At 50.4% G+C, this 18,864-nt stretch carries 14 protein-coding genes; 10 read left to right on the top strand and 4 right to left on the bottom strand.

Features of this window, described 5'->3' with window-relative positions:
• The first annotated feature begins 24 nt into the window (after window positions 1–24).
• Window positions 25–1,881, top strand: coding sequence for a discoidin domain-containing protein (locus QWJ20_RS05000; RefSeq protein ID WP_433991997.1), 1,857 nt, complete (start codon window positions 25–27; stop codon window positions 1,879–1,881).
• Entirely contained in the window at window positions 1,854–2,009 is a 156-nt protein-coding gene (locus QWJ20_RS04995; protein WP_433991996.1) for a hypothetical protein, read from the top strand. Before QWJ20_RS05000 ends, QWJ20_RS04995 begins: the two co-directional genes overlap by 28 nt.
• 19 nt (window positions 2,010–2,028) lie before the next feature.
• Here QWJ20_RS04995 and QWJ20_RS04990 read toward each other — a convergent pair.
• A protein-coding gene (locus tag QWJ20_RS04990) for an IS3 family transposase (protein ID WP_433991995.1) occupies window positions 2,029–3,284 on the bottom strand; the annotation gives its coding sequence in 2 pieces (ribosomal slippage) (window positions 2,029–2,924 and window positions 2,924–3,284; 1,257 coding nt in all).
• Window positions 3,285–3,487: 203 nt separating this feature from the next.
• Between QWJ20_RS04990 and QWJ20_RS04985 the strand changes: the two genes are divergently transcribed.
• The 6 genes from QWJ20_RS04985 (at window position 3,488) to QWJ20_RS04960 (ending at window position 13,720) form a co-directional block, all read left to right on the top strand.
• The gene (locus tag QWJ20_RS04985; RefSeq protein WP_433991994.1) at window positions 3,488–5,476 is read left to right on the top strand and encodes a discoidin domain-containing protein; all 1,989 of its coding nucleotides are present in this window, start codon (window positions 3,488–3,490) and stop codon (window positions 5,474–5,476) included.
• Window positions 5,477–5,933: 457 nt separating this feature from the next.
• A complete protein-coding gene (locus tag QWJ20_RS04980; RefSeq protein ID WP_433991993.1) occupies window positions 5,934–8,072 on the top strand; it encodes an SGNH/GDSL hydrolase family protein in 2,139 nt (712 codons plus the stop codon).
• A 478-nt stretch (window positions 8,073–8,550) separates the two neighbouring features.
• Window positions 8,551–10,704 carry a carbon starvation CstA family protein gene (locus QWJ20_RS04975; RefSeq protein WP_095993962.1) on the top strand — a complete coding sequence of 718 codons (2,154 nt, stop codon included), beginning with the start codon at window positions 8,551–8,553 and terminating at the stop codon, window positions 10,702–10,704.
• Window positions 10,705–10,849: 145 nt separating this feature from the next.
• Window positions 10,850–11,053 carry a YbdD/YjiX family protein gene (locus tag QWJ20_RS04970; protein WP_005976130.1) on the top strand — a complete coding sequence of 68 codons (204 nt, stop codon included), beginning with the start codon at window positions 10,850–10,852 and terminating at the stop codon, window positions 11,051–11,053.
• 16 nt (window positions 11,054–11,069) lie between these two features.
• Window positions 11,070–12,056 (top strand): GTPase, encoded by a 987-nt coding sequence (gene yjiA, locus QWJ20_RS04965; protein ID WP_095993963.1) that lies wholly within the window; start codon window positions 11,070–11,072, stop codon window positions 12,054–12,056.
• 281 nt (window positions 12,057–12,337) lie between these two features.
• Window positions 12,338–13,720 (top strand): glycoside hydrolase family 28 protein, encoded by a 1,383-nt coding sequence (locus QWJ20_RS04960; RefSeq protein ID WP_127156255.1) that lies wholly within the window; start codon window positions 12,338–12,340, stop codon window positions 13,718–13,720.
• Window positions 13,721–13,827: 107 nt separating this feature from the next.
• Here QWJ20_RS04960 and ybaK read toward each other — a convergent pair whose 3' ends face one another.
• Both ybaK and QWJ20_RS04950 read right to left on the bottom strand, forming a co-directional pair.
• A complete protein-coding gene (ybaK, locus tag QWJ20_RS04955; protein WP_014914564.1) occupies window positions 13,828–14,307 on the bottom strand; it encodes a Cys-tRNA(Pro)/Cys-tRNA(Cys) deacylase YbaK in 480 nt (159 codons plus the stop codon).
• Between the two features lie 70 nt (window positions 14,308–14,377).
• Window positions 14,378–15,196 carry a TraB/GumN family protein gene (locus QWJ20_RS04950; protein WP_433991992.1) on the bottom strand — a complete coding sequence of 273 codons (819 nt, stop codon included), beginning with the start codon at window positions 15,194–15,196 and terminating at the stop codon, window positions 14,378–14,380.
• 185 nt (window positions 15,197–15,381) lie between these two features.
• Between QWJ20_RS04950 and QWJ20_RS04945 the strand changes: the two genes are divergently transcribed.
• Entirely contained in the window at window positions 15,382–15,564 is a 183-nt protein-coding gene (locus tag QWJ20_RS04945; protein ID WP_039485998.1) for a type II toxin-antitoxin system HicA family toxin, read from the top strand.
• 22 nt (window positions 15,565–15,586) lie between these two features.
• Window positions 15,587–16,018 carry a type II toxin-antitoxin system HicB family antitoxin gene (locus QWJ20_RS04940; protein WP_039312292.1) on the top strand — a complete coding sequence of 144 codons (432 nt, stop codon included), beginning with the start codon at window positions 15,587–15,589 and terminating at the stop codon, window positions 16,016–16,018.
• A gap of 95 nt (window positions 16,019–16,113) precedes the next feature.
• Here QWJ20_RS04940 and copA read toward each other — a convergent pair whose 3' ends face one another.
• Window positions 16,114–18,837: a copper-exporting P-type ATPase CopA gene (gene copA / locus QWJ20_RS04935; RefSeq protein ID WP_433991991.1), complete on the bottom strand. Its 2,724-nt coding sequence runs from the start codon at window positions 18,835–18,837 to the stop codon at window positions 16,114–16,116.
• Window positions 18,838–18,864: the final 27 nt, after the last annotated feature.

Here is an 18,864-nt window from a genome sequence, read left to right as displayed (position 1 = left end):
TTTATTAACGGAGTCATCAACGCCATGAAAGACATTAATATTGAAATCAATGTTTGTGACAGTACAGGCAAAGCGACATGTACCGTTCATCCTCCTGTTCAGGTTAATCCCCATACTTGCTGTCATTCAGATAATGGTGGTGGTCAAGAACCCGGTGTTTTGGGCGTTGCTTCCGTATTCGGACGTACCGGTATCGTGACTGCACAACCCGGCGACTATACCGCCGATCAGATCACCGAAACCGCCACCAGAAAATTTGCCTCGCCGGATGAAAAAGCAATCTGGAATGCAAAGCAAGACGCATTAATTTCTGGCACCACTATCCGCACGCTCTTTGGCCAATCGTTGCTGGGTAGCGGTGACGTTTCACCGACGCCAGCGCAAATGGGTGTTGCGGCCACAGATCACCCGCACACCACAGTGGACATCACCGACTACACGCAAAAAACGAAGCAGATCATCCATTCCTCGCTGGAAGCCGGAGCAGGTGTGACGCTGAGCTATAACCCGGTGAATGAGAAGACCATCATCAGTGCTGCTGGTGGTTCTGGCAGCGGCAGTTCGGGTTATATCGTCGCAGAACGTCTGGGTGCAACGGCAGGACAAAATCATGCATTCAGTATTCGTCCACAAAATACATTTAATCTCGCGGCGTATGCGCTGAAAGAAGAAGCCGGTGCAGCAAATCAGACTTATGTGGTTGATGATTTTAATGCGTCGAGTGAGCCGAATTACAACGCAACAAGTGATGTTATTTTTGACGGTATAGCCAGCCTTTATACTGGTTCAAATTATCAATTAATATCGGATGGAAAATTTTATGCTGCCGAAATAAAAGCGGATGGAAAGGCGATAAGCATTCTTCAGAAAACACCGACAACATCAGCAACGGTGGAAAGCATCATTCCTGTAATGACCGCTAATAACGCGCCAGCAGGCTACGAAGCAATCGCAAGCTCAAACAGCAGAGATCCAGGCGCTGGATCTGCAATATATAAAGCTTTTAACCGATCTCAGGTTGGAGGAAGTGATTCATGGACTAGCGATGGCGCGCCTTCTGTCTCATCGCCGCAATGGGTTGGCGTAAAGCTCCTTGCGTCCGCGATTGCTAAAGGCTATTCCGTTGTGACCCGTAATCAGTCTGGATATTCAAATTCGCCGCGTACCTGGACGTTTCAAGGGAGCCATGATGGGGTCACGTGGGCAGTATTGCATACGATTACAAACGATACCCAGAACACTCCCGGTCAGAAACGCACGTATGTCATTAACAACGATGTTAGTTTTCAATATTATCGTATTCATATTACGCTGGCGAATTATGGGATTTTATCATCATTTGTCGGTGTTGATGAATTGGAAATTTATGAATCCCTGGATAAATTTGTAATTAACTACGGCGGTAAAAATTACGGTGTCAATAATGGATCATTGAAAGAGATTGACGGTGAGTTAACAGTGGAAAGAATTAGTGCTCAGGGGATTAGCAGTGTCAGTAACCTGCCGTCATTCTTCACTAGTCCAGTGAAAGTAATCTCAAATTCGGAAATTAATATTGAGACAAAATACACGCCACACTCACAGATCCTGACCCAGTCAGCGTTGGCTTCACTCGTCAGCTATAGCCAGCTCAATGCCGCAACACTAACGGCAACGCAGACCGGCAACGGTAAAGTACGTATCGCTGTGACGCGGGATTTAGTGAACTGGCATGTCTTGCGGAACGGGGCTTGGGTTGATGTGGGGGCGCTGTCAGCCGATACCGCAGGCGCAGAAGCACTGATTGCTGACGGTATGACGCCAGCCGAACTCGGTTTGCGTTTGCACTCGATATCACTGACCCGGTCACCGACGTGGCGACTATTGACCGGCTGGTGCTGAACGTCACCGACGCCTCAAGCTGGAAAGTGCAGTCACCTTCGGAAGTGGAAATCCGCTGGCGCACGGACAGCGTGACATTCCGTACCGCGATGGCAGGTAATTACAAACTGGCGTACCAGGCTCCATAATTCTTCGCCCGATGACTGACTAGTCCTGATATAGATTGACAGTTTTCTGCCTGTAAAACGCCTGATGAACCTCATCGGGCGTTTTGTATTTCAGGGCCAGATGTGGCCGCTCATGGTTATAAATCGCCACAGATTCTTTTACCATTTTCCTCGCTTGTGCCAGATTAGCTGGGCGCGAGAGTAAAAACTCATTTTTCAGGATGCCGTTTATCCGTTCAGCCAGCGCATTCTGGTAGCAGTCATAACCCTCTGTCATTGAACAGGTTATCCCATTGCTCTCATGTACCGACTGGTAAAGCGCTGAACAGTATTGTAGCCCTCTGTCAGAGTGGTGTATCAACAGCCCTTTTGTTTTTCTTTGTCGTAATGCCTGTTTGAAGGCTTTTACCACATTTTCAGTTTGCAGATTATCCCCTACATGGTAACCCATGATTTTTCTGGAACAGGCATCTGTGACCAAACTCAGGTAGACCGTGCCACTGCGTACTGGTAGATAAGTAATATCGGCGACCCAGACTTGCTCCGGCTGAAGGACAGTAACCTGTTCTGGGCCAGGCTTCAGCAAGTTGGGATGCCGGTAAAAACGATGATGGCTGTTGGTCGTTTTGTGGTATGCCCGCTTTACGGGTACCAGAAGCCGGTGTTTACCCAGCAGGCTAAACAGGCGGTCACGCCCGATATTGAGTGTTTCACCTGCCTGACGGTTCAACAGAGAGTGGAGTTTGCGTGTGCCTATACGTGGCTGACGGCACCGAACTCGGGCAATAAAATCAAGAACCTGACTATTGTGTTCATGTCGTTTATTGCACCTTGCATTATGCTGGTACCATGCCTGTCTGCTGTGCCCCAGGAGCTGGCATGCACGAGTCACGGTGACTTTTGGGACCTGACTCTGCGCAAGGACTTGCCGGGCCTCTTTTTTACGACACTTACCCCGTAATCATTTTTCAGGACGTTGATAACAGATTCAAAAAACTCAGCTTTCTGGTTCGCCAGCTTAAGCTGCTCTTCAAGTTCTTTGATTCTTTGCTCGGGTGTAAGTGGGGTATTTGTCTGAGCCACAGGCAGTTTCCTCTTCATCAGGTCAGGAAGTCCGGGGCTCCAGTCAAGCTGGCCATATTTACGCAGCCAGACAAGAACGGTGGAGCGCCCCTGAATGCCATATCGCTGCTGGGCCTGTTTATAGGTCATCTCGCCTTTTTCGACCTGTTCAACGACGGCTATTTTAAAGGATAGAGGATAATCACGTTGAGTACGTTTGAACTCAGTCATCATCACGTTCTCCGTATTTAAGTCAGGAACGTGTCAACGCTATTCAGGACGGGTCAGACATATTCAAATGGCCGCGCATTTTGCGGCCTTTTTTGCTTCTGTAATTTATATAAAGGAAATAATGGATTAGTAAAGTGAGTTGAAATAATACAGAGGGAAAGTAAGTGATACTCCTTATTCTTTTTATTACTGGAGTCATCAATGCTATGAAAGATATCAATATTGAAATTAATGTTTTTGATAGTACGGGAAAATCAACATGTACGGTTCATCCCCATACTTGCTGTCATTCAGATAATGGTGGTGGTCAAGAACCCGGTGTTTCGGGTGTGGCCTCCGTATTCGGGCGTACTGGTATCGTGATTGCACAATCCGGCGACTATACCGCCGATCAGATCACCGAAACCGCCACCAGAAAATTTGCCTCGCCGGATGAAAAAGCAATCTGGAACGCAAAGCAGGCTGAATTAATTTCTGGCACCACCATCCGCACGCTCTTTGGTCAATCGCTGCTGGGCAGCGGTGATATCTCACTGACGCCAGCGCAAATGGGGGTTGCGGCCGCAGATCACACTCACACCACTGCGGACATCACCGACTACACGCAAAAAACGAAACAGCTTATCCATTCCTCGCTGGAAGCGGGGGCGGGCGTGACGCTGAGTTATAACCCTGTGAATGAGAAAACCATTATCAGTGCTGTTGGTGGTTCCGGCGGCAATTCTGGCTATATCGTCGCCGATCGTCAGGGCGCAACGGCAGGGCAAAACCACGCGTTCAACATTCGTCCACAAAATACATTTAATCTCGCGGCGTATGCGCTGAAAGAAGAAGCCGGTGCAGCAAATCAGACTTACGTTGTTGATGATTTCGGCGCATCCAGTAAAGATAATTATGATGCAACGGATGATGTTATTTTTGATGGAGGGGTACACCAAGATAGTAGCGTGTATTCAGAAATGTTAGAGCAGAGAGGCGGGTTTTATTATTCAGAAGTAAAAAATGGGTATCATTCTGTCGATATTAGTGTTGTAACGGATTCCATAATCCCAAAAATGACATCTGATAACGTTCCTGCTGGATATATCGCAAGTGCCAGCAGTTATAATACGGCAGCATATAACGCATATTACAGTTTTGATGGCGTAACTGAAACAAATCAGAAAGCATGGATTTCTAATGCCCGCCCGACCGAACAAGCACCACAATGGTTACGTATAGATTTACCGAATAAACTTCCAGTTTCTGGGTATACTATTTTCTCTAGATTTATTGATTCATATGGTAATAATGTTGCCTCAGTCAGAGATTTCATTTTTCAAGGCAGTGATGATGGAATTGATTGGCATGATTTGCATAAGGTAACGAATGATACGAGAAATGACACTCGAGTTATTAAATCATTTAAGTTAGATAAAATTGTTGCATATCAACATTACAGACTGTTTATCACCAGTGTTAACGGCACTCAAAATTTTATTGTAATTGCAGAACTTAAGTTATCCCCTCCTGAAAGTAAATTTGTCATGCGCTATGCTGATAAATTTTACACTGTCGTAAATGGAACACTCAGTGAGATAACGGATACTGTTACACCTGAGTTGATTGATGAAATTGGGGTTTCATCCGCATCTCTTAGCGGAGATGATGCTCAAAATGTAGAAATTGTTAGCAATAACAGAGCATTAATTAAGTATGCATACAAATTAATGCCTCAAGTTATTATTCAAAAATCACTGACGTCTGCTGTGTGGTCAAAAATCAATACCACAACGCTAACCGCCAAGGGTAAAGTGCGTGTCGCTGTCACACGGGATCTGGTGAGCTGGCATGTCTTGCAGGACGGTGCGTGGGTTGATATTGGTGCGCTGTCAGCCGATACCGCAGGCGCAGAAGCACTGATTGCGGATGGTATGACGCCAGCCGAACTCGGCGGTATTACGGTGGCACAGTGGGCTCAACTGTTTTCATCCAATAACGGCGTGCCGGACTCACTCGCGTTTGCGTTTGCGTTTGATATCACCGATCCAGAGACAGACGTTGCGACGATTGATCGATTGGTGCTGAACGTCAACGATGCCTCAAGCTGGAAAGTGCAGACTCAGGCGGAGGTGGAAATCCGCTGGCGCACGGACAGTGTGACATTCCGCACTGCGGCGGCAGGTAATTACAAACTGGCGTATCAGGTTCCATAACTCTTCGCCCGATGACCTCTTTCAATAGCCGCGTATATCGCGGCTTTTTTCTAAATTTTACAGAGCATGAATAGGTAAATTATTAAATTTCTTTAAAATAGTATTTATAAAAAACAAATAATACTCCCTATGCATGAACTATGAAGAGGGGGCTCTAGGAGTCCGAACTTAGTACGCCCCTCAATCTGGCAGAGAATTGCAGGGAAACTCTTATCGAACTCTACCGCGTCAATATCGATCCAGTTGGCATGTTAGAGCTGATTAATACAAGTAATAACCTCGTCGGATTAGAAACCACGTCATTAATATTGCCCGTTCTGCAAAAAAAACGTCAATAGAACTGGGCATATTCGGGCGTATCTCAATGATTAATGAATTACGCACCATCACTTATAACGACGAAATCGATTTTAACGGCGAACACAAGTTCGTGTATTAATACACCAGGAGAAAACAAATGGCTAATTTACCTGAATCGCCAGAATGGACAGCAGGCGTTTATCAAATAGAGCGTAACGACCCCGTTGGCGGTGGACCGGATGGTACTGCGAATAAACCGTTAAGAGACCTGGCAAATAGAACGCGCTGGTTGTATCAGAAATTCAACACAGCCTTTGATGGTCTGGGGTGGATTCAATTAGGGATATGGGAGATAGGTATGGAAATCTCATTGCCGACCCAGATTGTGAACTATCAGGGGTCATGGTATCGCTATGCAGGTAATCTTGATGAACCTCATGTTATCTCTGGGGCATCCCCGGATGATGATGGCAACTGGATTAACGTTAACATTGGCGATGTGGCGCTACGAAGCGAGCTGGCCGCACCTACAGGGTTTTTAATGGTCGGTGGCCTGCAAGTCATTCGTCTCACATTGGCCAATGCAAAAACATTTGAGCGGTTTATTGATGGTCAGCGCGTTTATTTAACGGATGTCGGTTATACATTTGTGTATAACTCATCGCGAAATATTATCCCCGGTCATGCAGGCTCGGAAATCACATCTGACGATGAACTGCATAAGTTAGTCTCGAATGGTGGGATGTTAGAGTTTGACGATTACGACAAACTAAATGAGCTAGAAAATCTCAGCTATACACAATATCAAGCCAAGCTTCGGACTAATAAACCCATCAAAGTGATCAGTTATGGAGACAGCATCACATGGGCGCAAGGACCAGGAGGCGGGCAAATGTCTGTGACGTACCCCGGTGTGATAGCAGAGGTGATGTCGTCATTAACGCAGTCAGTATGGACGTCTCAGAATCAGGCGCATGCAGGGGATACAGCACTAGCACACTATATCCGAACGATTAATGATGGTTCGGACGGTGATATTTCAACAATTATGTTGGGCATCAATGATATTAAAGCCGCAACCAATAACGGCAATGTACCCGAAAATGTAGACGGCGATTCTCTCTATAGCGGTAAAAATTTTTCTGTAGTCATGCGTAAGTTTGTCGCGAGAGAATTGTTACGTCGCCGATGTGTAGTATTGCTGGGCACTACACAGTTTGTCGGTGGTGCAAATATCTCTCCGATGGGTAATCTGACAGAGGGTTATGTTTCATGGGTATATGACTCAGCGGTTAAATCGGTCGCGAATGAATTCGGATGTATGTTTATTGATACCAAGCGGGACGTTATTCGGCAGTATGGTTTGAGCGAATCGGCGTTCGATGGTGTTCATCTACGTGAAGAATTCTTATCGATAATGGGTAAGAAGCTGGCCGCTGTCTTTATGCAACAGGATTACAAAAGACCGTGCGTCATGCGGCAGGGTTCTGTAGTCCTTCCTCACATATTTTATGCCCCTGTATCGTCTAACGTTACATTGAAGAGGAACGAATTTACTAACGGCACCTCACCGCCTTTTCTCGGTGCTGCTGACGAGCCAGAGGCTGTCGGGGTTATGTTACCCAACGACCCTGTTGGCGGGACCGTGACAATCGCGGTTTATATCAAGGACGATAATTCATTAATTTTCCCGTCATTTCATGCAAAAGGCCCGTGGATGGTTGACATGATTCTGAATAATGGCGCACGTCAGCCGTTGTATCCGTCAAATGTTGAAATCCCTACCATTTTACAAGACCCAGACTACATTGTTTCCAGGCGTTCGATTTCGGGTGACACATCAAAAAACCGGGCTACTGAGCGATTTTCTCAACTCGCAACAGCAGGCTATTTGCATGTGACAACGGCGGGGTGGCACATGATTACATTCGCATCAGGACAGAATGCTGGGCCTGTGTCATTAGAGGGGCTGATCTGCGATAGCTGGTCTAACGTTAAAAATAATGACATCAACGGCGGGGTGGTGGGGACGTTGTTCAGAAGGGGTTCTAGTAACACGGTTACTGGTTTCGTTACAGGATGCACAACTGAAGCTGTTGGCCAATTCAATGTAAGCATGGCCAATCTCGTTACTGATAACTATAGAGTTGACGTGGAATATACAGAAGACGCATCCTTCATCATCCATAGAGTGGTATTTAAGACGACGAACTCGTTCAGGATTCTGTTTTATAATGCGGCGAATGCACTCGTCAATCCGACATCGTTCAGAGTTACAATCATCGGCGGTCGCTAGAAATCTGTAATTTATCTCGCCTGATGTGCCGCATTTATCGCGCGGCGCATCGGATTAGTGTGCGTACAATATATACTCTATTAGCACAGTCAGTAACTCAGAAATTATTAACATCAGCTGGCTTGTGGGCACAAATCAATGCCGCAACGCTAACCGCAATTACAAGCTGGCGTATCAGGTTCCGTAATCGTTCACCACATCCAATACTTCACTGGCCGCGAACGTCGCGGCCTTTTCGTTTATACCGCCCAATTTATCCCCAGCCACTCACTGCGTCATTCTAACCGCTTAGCTCGCTATTCTGCCGCCTACCCAAATACCCGCCCCACGCGCGTACGCGATGGCGTAATGTGCCGCCACTATTTTCCTTTATCTGAAATACGCGATAACCCGCGTTATCGCACGATGCATTACCAGGGTTTATTTTTCTACAGCTAACAAAATCAAACGATTGTGATTTTTAATTGAAGGATGTCTTATGAAGAGCAACGCCATTCTTAAACACATCCCTTGGATGATTCTTGGAATCATCGGGGCTGCTTGCCTCGGCGTAGTCGCACTACGTCGCGGTGAGCATATTAGTGCATTATGGATTATTGTTGCCTCTGTCGCCGTTTACCTCGTGGCTTATCGATACTACAGCCTGTATATCGCACAAAAAGTCATGCAGTTAGATCCGACCAGAGCAACCCCTGCCGTTGTGAATAACGACGGTCTTAACTATGTGCCGACGAACCGTAACGTCCTGTTCGGGCACCACTTTGCCGCTATCGCAGGTGCAGGTCCGCTGGTTGGGCCGGTATTGGCCGCGCAGGTCGGCTACTTGCCGGGCACCTTATGGCTGCTGGGCGGCGTGGTGTTGGCCGGTGCCGTGCAGGACTTCATGGTGCTGTTTATTTCGACCCGTCGTAACGGCGCGTCATTAGGCGAAATCGTTAAGAAAGAATTAGGCCCGGTACCGGGTACGATTGCGCTGTTCGGCTGCTTCCTTATCATGATCATCATTCTTGCCGTACTGGCGCTGATCGTGGTGAAAGCACTGGCAGAAAGTCCGTGGGGCGTCTTTACCGTATGTTCTACGGTGCCGATCGCGCTGTTTATGGGCGTCTACATGCGCTTCATCCGTCCGGGTAAAGTCGGTGAAATCTCGGTGATCGGGATCGTGCTGCTGGTGCTGGCAATCTGGTTTGGTGGCGTAGTGGCACATGACCCGTACTGGGGCCCGGCGCTGACCTTCAAAGATACGACCATCACCTATACGCTGATTGGTTATGCTTTTGTGTCCGCACTGCTGCCAGTATGGTTGATTCTGGCACCGCGTGACTATCTGGCTACCTTCCTGAAAATTGGTGTCATCGTCGGTCTGGCGATTGGTATCGTGATTCTGAATCCTGACCTGAAAATGCCAGCGGTAACGCAGTTTGTGGATGGCACCGGTCCGGTCTGGAAAGGTACGCTGTTCCCGTTCCTGTTTATTACTATCGCCTGTGGCGCCGTATCTGGTTTCCACGCGCTGATTGCTTCCGGTACTACGCCGAAATTGATGGCTAACGAAAACGATGCGCGTTTCATCGGTTACGGCGCCATGCTGATGGAATCTTTCGTGGCAGTGATGGCGCTGGTTGCGGCGTCTATCATCGAACCGGGTCTGTACTTTGCGATGAATACCCCGCCGGCGGCGTTGGGTATTACGATGCCGGATCTGCACCGTCTGGGTACAGCCGATGCGCCGATGATTCTGGCACAGCTGCAGGACGTATCCGCACACGCGGCGGCGACCGTTAGCTCTTGGGGCTTCGTGATTTCTCCAGAGCAGATTCTGCAAACGGCGAAAGACATCGGTGAACCTTCCGTTCTGAACCGTGCAGGCGGTGCACCAACACTGGCTGTCGGTATCGCACATGTGTTCCACCAGATCATTCCTGGTGCCAACATGGGCTTCTGGTATCACTTCGGTATTCTGTTTGAAGCGCTGTTCATTCTGACAGCACTGGATGCGGGTACGCGTGCGGGCCGCTTCATGCTGCAAGACCTGTTGGGTAACTTCGTTCCGTTCCTGAAGAAAACCGACTCTCTGATTGCCGGTATGATCGGTACGGCTGGCTGCGTTGGTCTGTGGGGCTACCTGCTGTATCAAGGCGTGGTTGATCCGCTGGGCGGCGTGAAGAGCCTGTGGCCGTTGTTCGGTATCTCTAACCAGATGCTGGCTGCGGTAGCGCTGGTGCTGGGTACGGTTATCCTGATTAAGATGAAACGTACGCAGTACATCTGGGTAACGCTGGTTCCGGCGATTTGGCTGTTGATCTGTACTACTTGGGCGCTGGGTCTGAAATTGTTCAGCGACAATCCTCAGTTGGAAGGCTTCTTCTACATGGCGAACATGTTCAAGGGCAAAATTGCGGAAGGCGGTGCTGAACTGAGCGCGCAGCAGATTTCTAACATGAACCATATCGTGACTAACAACTATACCAACGCCGGTCTGAGCATTCTGTTCCTGATCGTGGTGTACAGCATTATTGCGTACGGTATTAAAGCGGCACTGGCTGCACGTAAAGTGGCTGAACGTACCGATCAGGAAACCCCGTATGTTCCGGTTCCTGAAGGTGGCGTGAAAGTCTCTTCCGGCCACTAAGTGATTCGCGCCCGTCAGATTTTGCGAGACAGCTAGCAAGGCTGAACGTGAAAGATGACGGGTACAGATACCCTGTATAATGTATAACGTTATACAGGGTATTTTTTATCTAGCCGCTATTGCAGGCGATGGTCTGGAGGTAATGATGTTTGGCAATCTGGGAAAAGCAGGAAAATATTTGGGCCAGGCGGCGCGTATGCTGGTCGGTATGCCAGATTATGATACCTATGTGCAGCATATGCAGACTAATCACCCGGATAAACCTGCGATGACGTACGAAGAATTCTTCCGTGAACGCCAGCAGGCGCGTTACGGCGGAGACGGCAAAGGCGGGATGCGTTGCTGTTAACGACTTGGGACCTGTTATGACTCAACCTTTATCCTCTGATGTGACGAAACCCGTGTATGTCACTATTCTGACCGGGTTTCTCGGCGCAGGAAAAACGACTTTATTACGGCATATCCTGAATGCCGATCATGGCTACAAGATTGCCGTGATTGAAAACGAATTCGGTGAAGTCCCGATTGATAATTCGCTAATCGGCGAACGTGCCAGCCAGATTACGACGCTGAGCAACGGCTGCATCTGCTGTACGCAGTCCAATGAGCTGGCCGATGCGCTGCTCGATCTGATTGATGGCGTGGATAACGGCACGTTGGATTTCGATCATGTCATCATTGAATGCACCGGTATGGCCGATCCGGGGCCGGTAGCGCAGACCTTCTTCTCGCATGAAGTTATCTGTGAACGCTTTGTTCTGGACGGGATTATCACGCTGGTGGATGCAGTACATGCGCAGCAACAGCTCGATCAGTTCACTATCGCTCAGTCGCAGATTGGCTATGCCGATCGCATACTGCTAACCAAAACCGACGTGGCAAGCGAAGACGAAACGCTGCTACCGCGTCTTCAGCGCATCAATGCGCGTGCACCGATCTATCCTGTGGTACATGGCGATATCGATCTGAGCGTGCTGTTTAACATCGATGGCTTTGTCCTCAGTGACAAGCTGGACGTGAAAACGCCCGTATTTCGCTTTGTTGCTCCTACGCAAAATAACGTGCAATCGATTGTTGTGTATCTCGAGAAGGCGGTTGAGCTTCAGTCTGTTTCCGATGTGATGGAAAACCTGCTGCTGCAATTCTCCGACAATCTGCTGCGTTATAAAGGCATTCTGGCCATCAACGGTGATGACCGTCGCCTGCTGTTTCAGGGCGTTCAGCGCTTGTACAGCGCCGACTGGGACAGAGAATGGCACGTTGATGAAGAAAGAAAGAGCGTGCTGGTATTTATCGGTGTGGATTTACCTGAACAGGAAATCCGTGACGCTTTCGCTCGCCTGACGGCATAACGCCCTTTATCTTCTCTGTGCTGGTCGCTCAGGCCAGCACCATTTCCCTCGATCTTACTTTCTTTTACCTCACTTGATCTGCTTACGCGACGCACTGCCTGACAGGTGCGATCTCTGTCATTAGTAGATCAGCAAAATGTGAATCGTGCAATTGCACGAAAAAATTCCTACCTTATTGTAATTATTACGAATACATCCAAAACGTGATCGCCTCTCGCTTTTTAATGGAATAGGAGTGGTATTTTATTAAAACGATATTTCATTTTTTAGTGAGGTTAAGTATGCGTAGTGGTCTTGCCCTGTCATTAATGGCTTCCTGCATCACGTTGGGTATTCAAGCGGGCACCGCACAAGCGGCCAGTTCAGTGAAATTTCCCGATAAAACCTGTGACGTAACGCAATACGGGGCCGAAGGCCACCGCCTACAGATCGCACTGAATACTCAAGCTTTCCAGAAAGCGATTGATGATTGTGCTGCGGCCGGCGGCGGAACGGTACACGTTCCTCGCGGTAACTATCTGGTCGATCCGCTGTTCCTGAAAAGTAACATCAGACTGGATCTGGCAAAAGATGCGACCATCGTCGCGTCGACCGAAGAAGCGGCGTATCGCGCGACGGAAAAAACCAAGTACGCTGAAGCGGAAAATGGCTGGCTTCCCTTTATCAGTATTGCCGATGCACAGAATGTGGCTATCACCGGGCAGGGCACTATTGATGGGCAAGGCGCTGTCTGGTGGGAGCGCTGGCGTGAGAACATTCGTGCAACCGGCAAGAAAGGTGGCACCGATCGTCCACGTCTGATTTATATCAAAAGCTCGAGTAACGTGCTGGTGGATGGCGTCACGCTCACTCACTCTCCGAGCTTCCACATTGTGATGCGTTACTCGCATGATGTGGATGTCAACGGTACTCGGATTCTGTCGCCGTGGCATGCACCAAATACTGATGCTATCGACCCGATCGACAGCCAGAATATCCGTATCACCAACAACTATATCGACTGTAATGACGACCACATCGCGATAAAAGCCGAGAAGCCGGATAGCCGCTTCCCGAATGGCGTTGTGGATAACATCTATATCGCCAACAATATCCTGAAGCAGGGGCGCGGCATCTCTATCGGCAGCGAAACCTCCGGTGGTGTGAATAACGTGCTGGTGGAAAATAACCAGTTCGAAGGTTCCATGTACGGTATCCGCATTAAAACCCATCGTGGTAAAGGCGGCGAAGTGAAAAACATCACCTACCGTAATACCAAAATGGTGGATGTTGAAATCCCGCTAGTCTTTGCCGCTTACTACAAAGCCGCGCCGATTGTGCAGGCTGAAGTCGATAAGATGCTGGCCGAAGGTGGCTTCACCATGGGTGAGCAAATTTACCCGCCAGATACCGATCCAGAGCAGCCGTTTGATCAGTACAAGACGCCGCATTTCAGCAATGTGACGATCGAGAATCTGGAGTCGACCGGTAAGACCAAGGCCGCTGCGTACATTATCGGCGTACCGGAAGCCCCGCTCAGTGGTTTCCACTTTGATAATGTGCGTATTGATGCAGATAAAGGCATTCGCGTGAGGAATGCGGAACTGCAAACCAAAGGCCTGACGCTGAATGTGAAAGAAGGCCCAGTGATGCAGTTGGATAAAGGGGCGAAAGTCGATCAGTAATCGATCATGAAGCGGTAGCAGGGGACACACTGGCCGTGGAGTCCTCTGCTATCTGCTTCGCTTTTATGCTCATCGCCTGGCTGGTGATGTTCGTTTAATGGCGGGCATTAATCATGCTTGGCGATATCGGCAAAAGTGGCGCGCAGCAGGCGTGCCAGATCGTCAGCCGACAGCTCAATATCCAACCCCCGTTTACCACCGGAAATAAAAATAGTACCGAACTGGCGCGCCGGTTCATCAATCACGGTCGGCAACAGTTTCTTCTGCCCCAGCGGGCTGATTCCACCTACCAGATAACCCGTGACACGCTGAGCGATGATCGGATCGGCCATATCCGCTTTTTTAGCCGATAGCGCGCGAGCGACTTTCTTGAGATCCAGCATGCCAGCGACTGGCGTAACGGCCACGGCGAGATTTTTCGCATCACCATTCAGAGAAACGAGCAGCGTTTTATACACCTGTTCTTTATTCAGCCCCAGCTTTCTGGCCGCTTCTTCGCCAAAATTGGTCTCGTCGCTGTCGTGGTGGTAACTGTGTAGCGTAAAGGCGACCTTGTTCTTTTCGAGCAGATTGACTGCGGGTGTCATGATTTCACTATCCTTAACCCTGTAGCGGGCTTTATCTTGCGGACGTCGTTAAGCGTCATAGCGTGTTCTTTCACGGGGTTGCTGAATGACCGTTTGTGAGCAGCGTAGGTAAATTCTCATCGCCATACAGGTGCAGTGCCCCTACGGCCACAACGTAATTTCCAGGTGGCAACGCCTGAAGCTGCTGTTGCCAGCGGCGGTTACGCTGCCCCATCAGCAGGTCGGTCATTTCATTGCTGAACGTCGCGGGGATATCCGGCGTATATTTACCGGGTCTGCTGTCTAGCCACCAGCCCACCATCGTTTGTAGTAAATGCGCGTTGGTGCGCCAGTGTTTAATCGTATCTTCCAGCAACAGCAGGCCGCCCTGCGGCAGTTGTTGTAACAAATCAACCTGCGTCTGCTGTCCTTCTAATTCGATAACCTGAATACCGTGAGATTTCGCGGCGTTAATCAACTGATAATCGATGCCATAGTCGGGACGTAAGCCCAGCAACTGCGCCTGTCTTGCTTGCAGCATCAGAGCGGCCTGCCAGGCCGGAAGCGTACTGATATTGCTCTCATCGAAAGAGAGTGATTCGCAGACTTTTTGCAGTTGACGGTAGTTTTCCGGGCTGAGGCGCTGTACGAGCGGCGGCTCGGCGTCATTGTGTCCGAAGGGGGAGTGTGAATCGGATATATCGGCTTCGACGATGAGTGCGGTTGCCTGCCGAAGCTGTTGCAACAACGTATCGGGCAGCGGTGCCATATCCTTGCTGCCCATATGAATACTGCCGACCAGATGCAGCTGCCGTTCATTGGCAAGCTGAACGTCTATCGCTGGGTAGGCGTAAGCCAGCGGTGAGATAAAGCCAAGAAAAGTCGCGATTCTACGCAGCAGTTGCCCCATTGGTTCCGTCTCCTGATGTGGAATAACTATGCTAAACGCTAGATGCGGAACAATACAAGGTATACCACTCCTAAGGGCACGGAAGCCTACGTGTTTGGCTACTCACTCCCTATCGATTCTTTCTATACGTAAATATTGATGAGTGTGTATTGGTGTGTATAATAAAAATCAGGTTAGGAGGATACATGAAATCAACCGACCTGATAAAGGAGCTGGCAGCGGCAGGTTGTGAGTGCAAACGGCATAACGGCGGGAGTCATCAAATATGGTGGTCACCCATTACTGGAAAAACGTTTCCAGTGCCGCATCCAAAAAAGGATTTACCACTTGGCACTGTCAAATCCATCAAAAAAATGGCGGGGATCTGATCCCCGCCTTTTCGGAGGCAATATGTTTTTTTCAGTCGGTGTTGAAACGCCAAAAGATGATGCTACGGCATATGGGCTGATCGTTCCGGCATTGTGTACTGATGATTACGGCTGCTTCTCTGCGGCAGACAGCCAACAAGAGATTGCACGCATGGCGCGGGAAGCGATTTTAACCCTTATTGATGAAGCTGTGAGTCGCGGAAATCTGGATATTAGACGACTTAACGACGCTGGACACCTCATCTATGCGGCGATGCCAGATTTTGCGGACTATGATAGTTGGTTCGTGCTGGATGTCGATCTATCAGCTTTTGAGGGAAAGCCGCAGCGATTGAACATTTCTCTTCCCGATACGTTGATACAGCGTATTGATAATCGCGTACGAGAGCAGCCGGGTACTTATCGCGATCGCAGCCATTTTTTGGCCGAAGCTGCACGCCATGAACTAGAGTAAGCGCGGTTGAATAGGTCTGGTTGCCAGCGATAAAAATCACGATGATTTTCGGCAAAGGAAAACGCGGCGCGTTGTTGAGGCGCGCCGCGTTTGCATTACTGATTTTTAGGTTTAAAACGCAGCAGGCGGTTAGCGTTGCTGACCACCGTGATGGAGGAGAGCGCCATAGCGGCACCAGCTACCACCGGGCTGAGCAGCGTTCCGGTCAGCGGGTAGAGCACGCCTGCGGCAATGGGAATCCCCAGCGAGTTATAGATAAACGCGCCCAGCAGGTTCTGCTTCATGTTGCGCAGTGTGGCATTGGAGAGCGCCAGCGCATCGGCGACGCCGTGCAGGCTGTGGCGCATCAGCGTGATGGCGGCGGTTTCAATCGCGATATCGCTGCCGCCTCCCATCGCAATGCCGACATCGGCCTGCGCCAGTGCCGGCGCATCGTTGATGCCGTCGCCAATCATGGCCACGCGTTTGCCTTGAGCCTGTAGTTTTTTGATGGCCTCTGCTTTGCCGTCTGGCAGCACGCCAGCGATCACTTGATCGATACCCGCGTCTTTCGCGATGCTCTTCGCCGTGAGCGGATTATCCCCCGTTAGCATGACTAACTGGTAGCCTTGCTGGTGGAGACGCTGCAAGGCGCTGACGCTATCTGCTCGCAGCGGATCGTGGATAGAAAACACTGCAATGATGCGACCATCCGCCGCAAGCAACACGGGCGTGATACCACGTTGAGCCTGTTCATTGATCAGCGTTTCGCCTGCGGTGATATCGACCTGATGCTGTTTGAGCAGCGCCGGATTCCCTAACAGCAGGTGGGCATCACCGATCTCGCCGCTGACACCGAGGCCGCGCAGCGTACGGAACTGTTCGGCTTGCGTGAGCGTCAAATTCTCTGCTCGTTCAAGAATCGCTTTTGCCAGTGGGTGATTTGAGCCTTGCTCCAGCGAAGCCGCCCAAGCCAGCGCCTGTTCTTCTGTCACGTCACCGAAGGTATGAATCGCCACAACGCGTGGCTGTCCTTCGGTTAGCGTACCGGTTTTGTCAAACACCAGCACATCCAGCTTGCTGGCCTGCTGTAAGGCATCGGCATCACGCACCAGCACGCCAAACTCCGCTGCTCGTCCGACGCCGGAAATAATCGACATTGGCGTTGCCAGCCCAAGCGCACAGGGGCAAGCAATGATCAGAACGGTCGTGACGATAATGAGCGTGTAGACCATCTGTGGCTGTGGTCCCACGAAGAACCAGACTGCGCCGCTGAGAAGTGCGATGGCCACGACGACGGGAACAAACACGGCAGAAATGCGATCCGCCAACTGGCCGATAGCGGGTTTGCTGCTTTGCGCCTGCCTGACCAGTCGGATGATGCGCGATAGGGTGGTTTGGTTGCCGATTGCGTCTGCACGAAAGAGGACGCTGCCGTCGGAAACCAGCGTGCCTGCGTGAACCGTATCGCCAGCCGTTTTGGATTGCGGGATCGGTTCCCCGGTCAGCATGGCTTCATCTACCCACACTTCGCCTTGCAGAATCTCACCGTCGACAGGAATACGGTCGCCAGTTGTCAGGCGTAGCGTCATGCCAGACTGCACGTCGGACAGCGGAATGGATTTCTCACCTTCCGGCGTCACGACGCGGGCAGTCGGAGGCGTCAGATCCAGAAGCCGTTCCAGCGCCCGCGAAGAGCGTTGGCGGGCGCGCTGTTCCAGCGCATGACCGAGGTTGATTAAACCGATGATCATCGCGCTGGCTTCGTAGTAAAGGTGACGCGCCGCCATCGGGAAAAGATCCGGCCACAGGTTAACGGTAATAGAATAAAGCCAGGCGGCACCCGTTCCCAGCGCGACCAGCGTATCCATGGTTGCTGTGCCATTTTTCAGGCTGCGCCAGGCGTTACGGTAAAAATGACTGCCAGCGAACACCATCACTGCCAGCGTCAAAATACCGATGACCAGCCACGGCGTTTGGCTTTCAGGCGTCAGGCTCATGCTGCCGCCCAGCACGCCCCACAGCATCAGCGGCACACCAAGCAGTAATCCCAGCGCGGCCTGCCATTGGAAACGGCGAATAGCCTGTTGAGAGGTTTGCTGTTGGCGCGCACGGCGTTCTTCTTCGTCCTGAATAATTTCCGCGCCATAGCCCGCTTGCTCAACGGCAGCAATCAGTGCTTCCGGCTCGGCGTAACCACTGACCAACGCGCTGCGTTCGGCCAGATTGACGCGCGCCTGTGTGACGCCGCTGACGTTTTGCAGCGCCGTCTGTACGCGGTTCACGCAGCTGGCGCAGCTCATGCCCTGAAGCAGGAGCTGCACGCTGTCGTCATCGCGGGTGGCATGTGTTGTCGTTGCCGGAAGAGTACTCTCGGCCGCTGGCAGCGCTTCCGGCGTCATCGCTACCTGTGCCAGCGGCTCAGTTTTTGGGTGAACGTTCTCCTGCACGCTGGCGTGATAGCCAGCTTCTTCAATGGCACTAATTAGTATCGTGGCCTCGACGCTGCCATACACGGTTGCTTGTTCTTTGGTGACATCTGTCGCCACGACGCCGGGAATTGCTTCCAGCACTTTACGCGTAGCGGCGACGCAGTGATTGCAGCTCAGGCCGGAAAGCTGGAGGGACACATCCGGCGTGGTAGCAAGCTGTGCTTCGTAGCCAGCCTGCTCAATGGTGTCGATCAACGTCTGGGAATCAACGTCGCCGCTGACGCTGGCGTACTGTTGGGTGACGTCGGTTTGTTCGACCGCAGGCAGCGCGTCCAGTGCTTTTTTAACGCGTTGGACACAGTGTCCGCAGGTCAGTCCCTGCAATGACAACAAGATGGTTTGTGACATAGTAATTTTTCTCCCGTGATCACAGCC

It is taken from the genome of Pectobacterium sp. S5, assembly GCF_051707265.1.
GTDB classification, from domain to species: domain Bacteria; phylum Pseudomonadota; class Gammaproteobacteria; order Enterobacterales; family Enterobacteriaceae; genus Pectobacterium; species Pectobacterium polare.
This window is presented reverse-complemented; position numbering and strand designations above follow the sequence as displayed.

Bases quoted from the DNA above. Each gene is read 5' to 3' on its own strand.
- QWJ20_RS05000 (WP_433991997.1), top strand. From the start codon at position 25: ATGAAAGACATTAATATTGAAATCAATGTTTGTGACAGTACAGGCAAA.
- QWJ20_RS04985 (WP_433991994.1), top strand. From the start codon at position 3,488: ATGAAAGATATCAATATTGAAATTAATGTTTTTGATAGTACGGGAAAA.
- QWJ20_RS04980 (WP_433991993.1), top strand. From the start codon at position 5,934: ATGGCTAATTTACCTGAATCGCCAGAATGGACAGCAGGCGTTTATCAA.
- QWJ20_RS04975 (WP_095993962.1), top strand. From the start codon at position 8,551: ATGAAGAGCAACGCCATTCTTAAACACATCCCTTGGATGATTCTTGGA.
- QWJ20_RS04970 (WP_005976130.1), top strand. From the start codon at position 10,850: ATGTTTGGCAATCTGGGAAAAGCAGGAAAATATTTGGGCCAGGCGGCG.
- yjiA (WP_095993963.1), top strand. From the start codon at position 11,070: ATGACTCAACCTTTATCCTCTGATGTGACGAAACCCGTGTATGTCACT.
- QWJ20_RS04960 (WP_127156255.1), top strand. From the start codon at position 12,338: ATGCGTAGTGGTCTTGCCCTGTCATTAATGGCTTCCTGCATCACGTTG.
- ybaK (WP_014914564.1), bottom strand. From the start codon at position 14,307: ATGACACCCGCAGTCAATCTGCTCGAAAAGAACAAGGTCGCCTTTACG.
- QWJ20_RS04950 (WP_433991992.1), bottom strand. From the start codon at position 15,196: ATGGGGCAACTGCTGCGTAGAATCGCGACTTTTCTTGGCTTTATCTCA.
- QWJ20_RS04945 (WP_039485998.1), top strand. From the start codon at position 15,382: ATGAAATCAACCGACCTGATAAAGGAGCTGGCAGCGGCAGGTTGTGAG.
- QWJ20_RS04940 (WP_039312292.1), top strand. From the start codon at position 15,587: ATGTTTTTTTCAGTCGGTGTTGAAACGCCAAAAGATGATGCTACGGCA.
- copA (WP_433991991.1), bottom strand. From the start codon at position 18,837: ATGTCACAAACCATCTTGTTGTCATTGCAGGGACTGACCTGCGGACAC.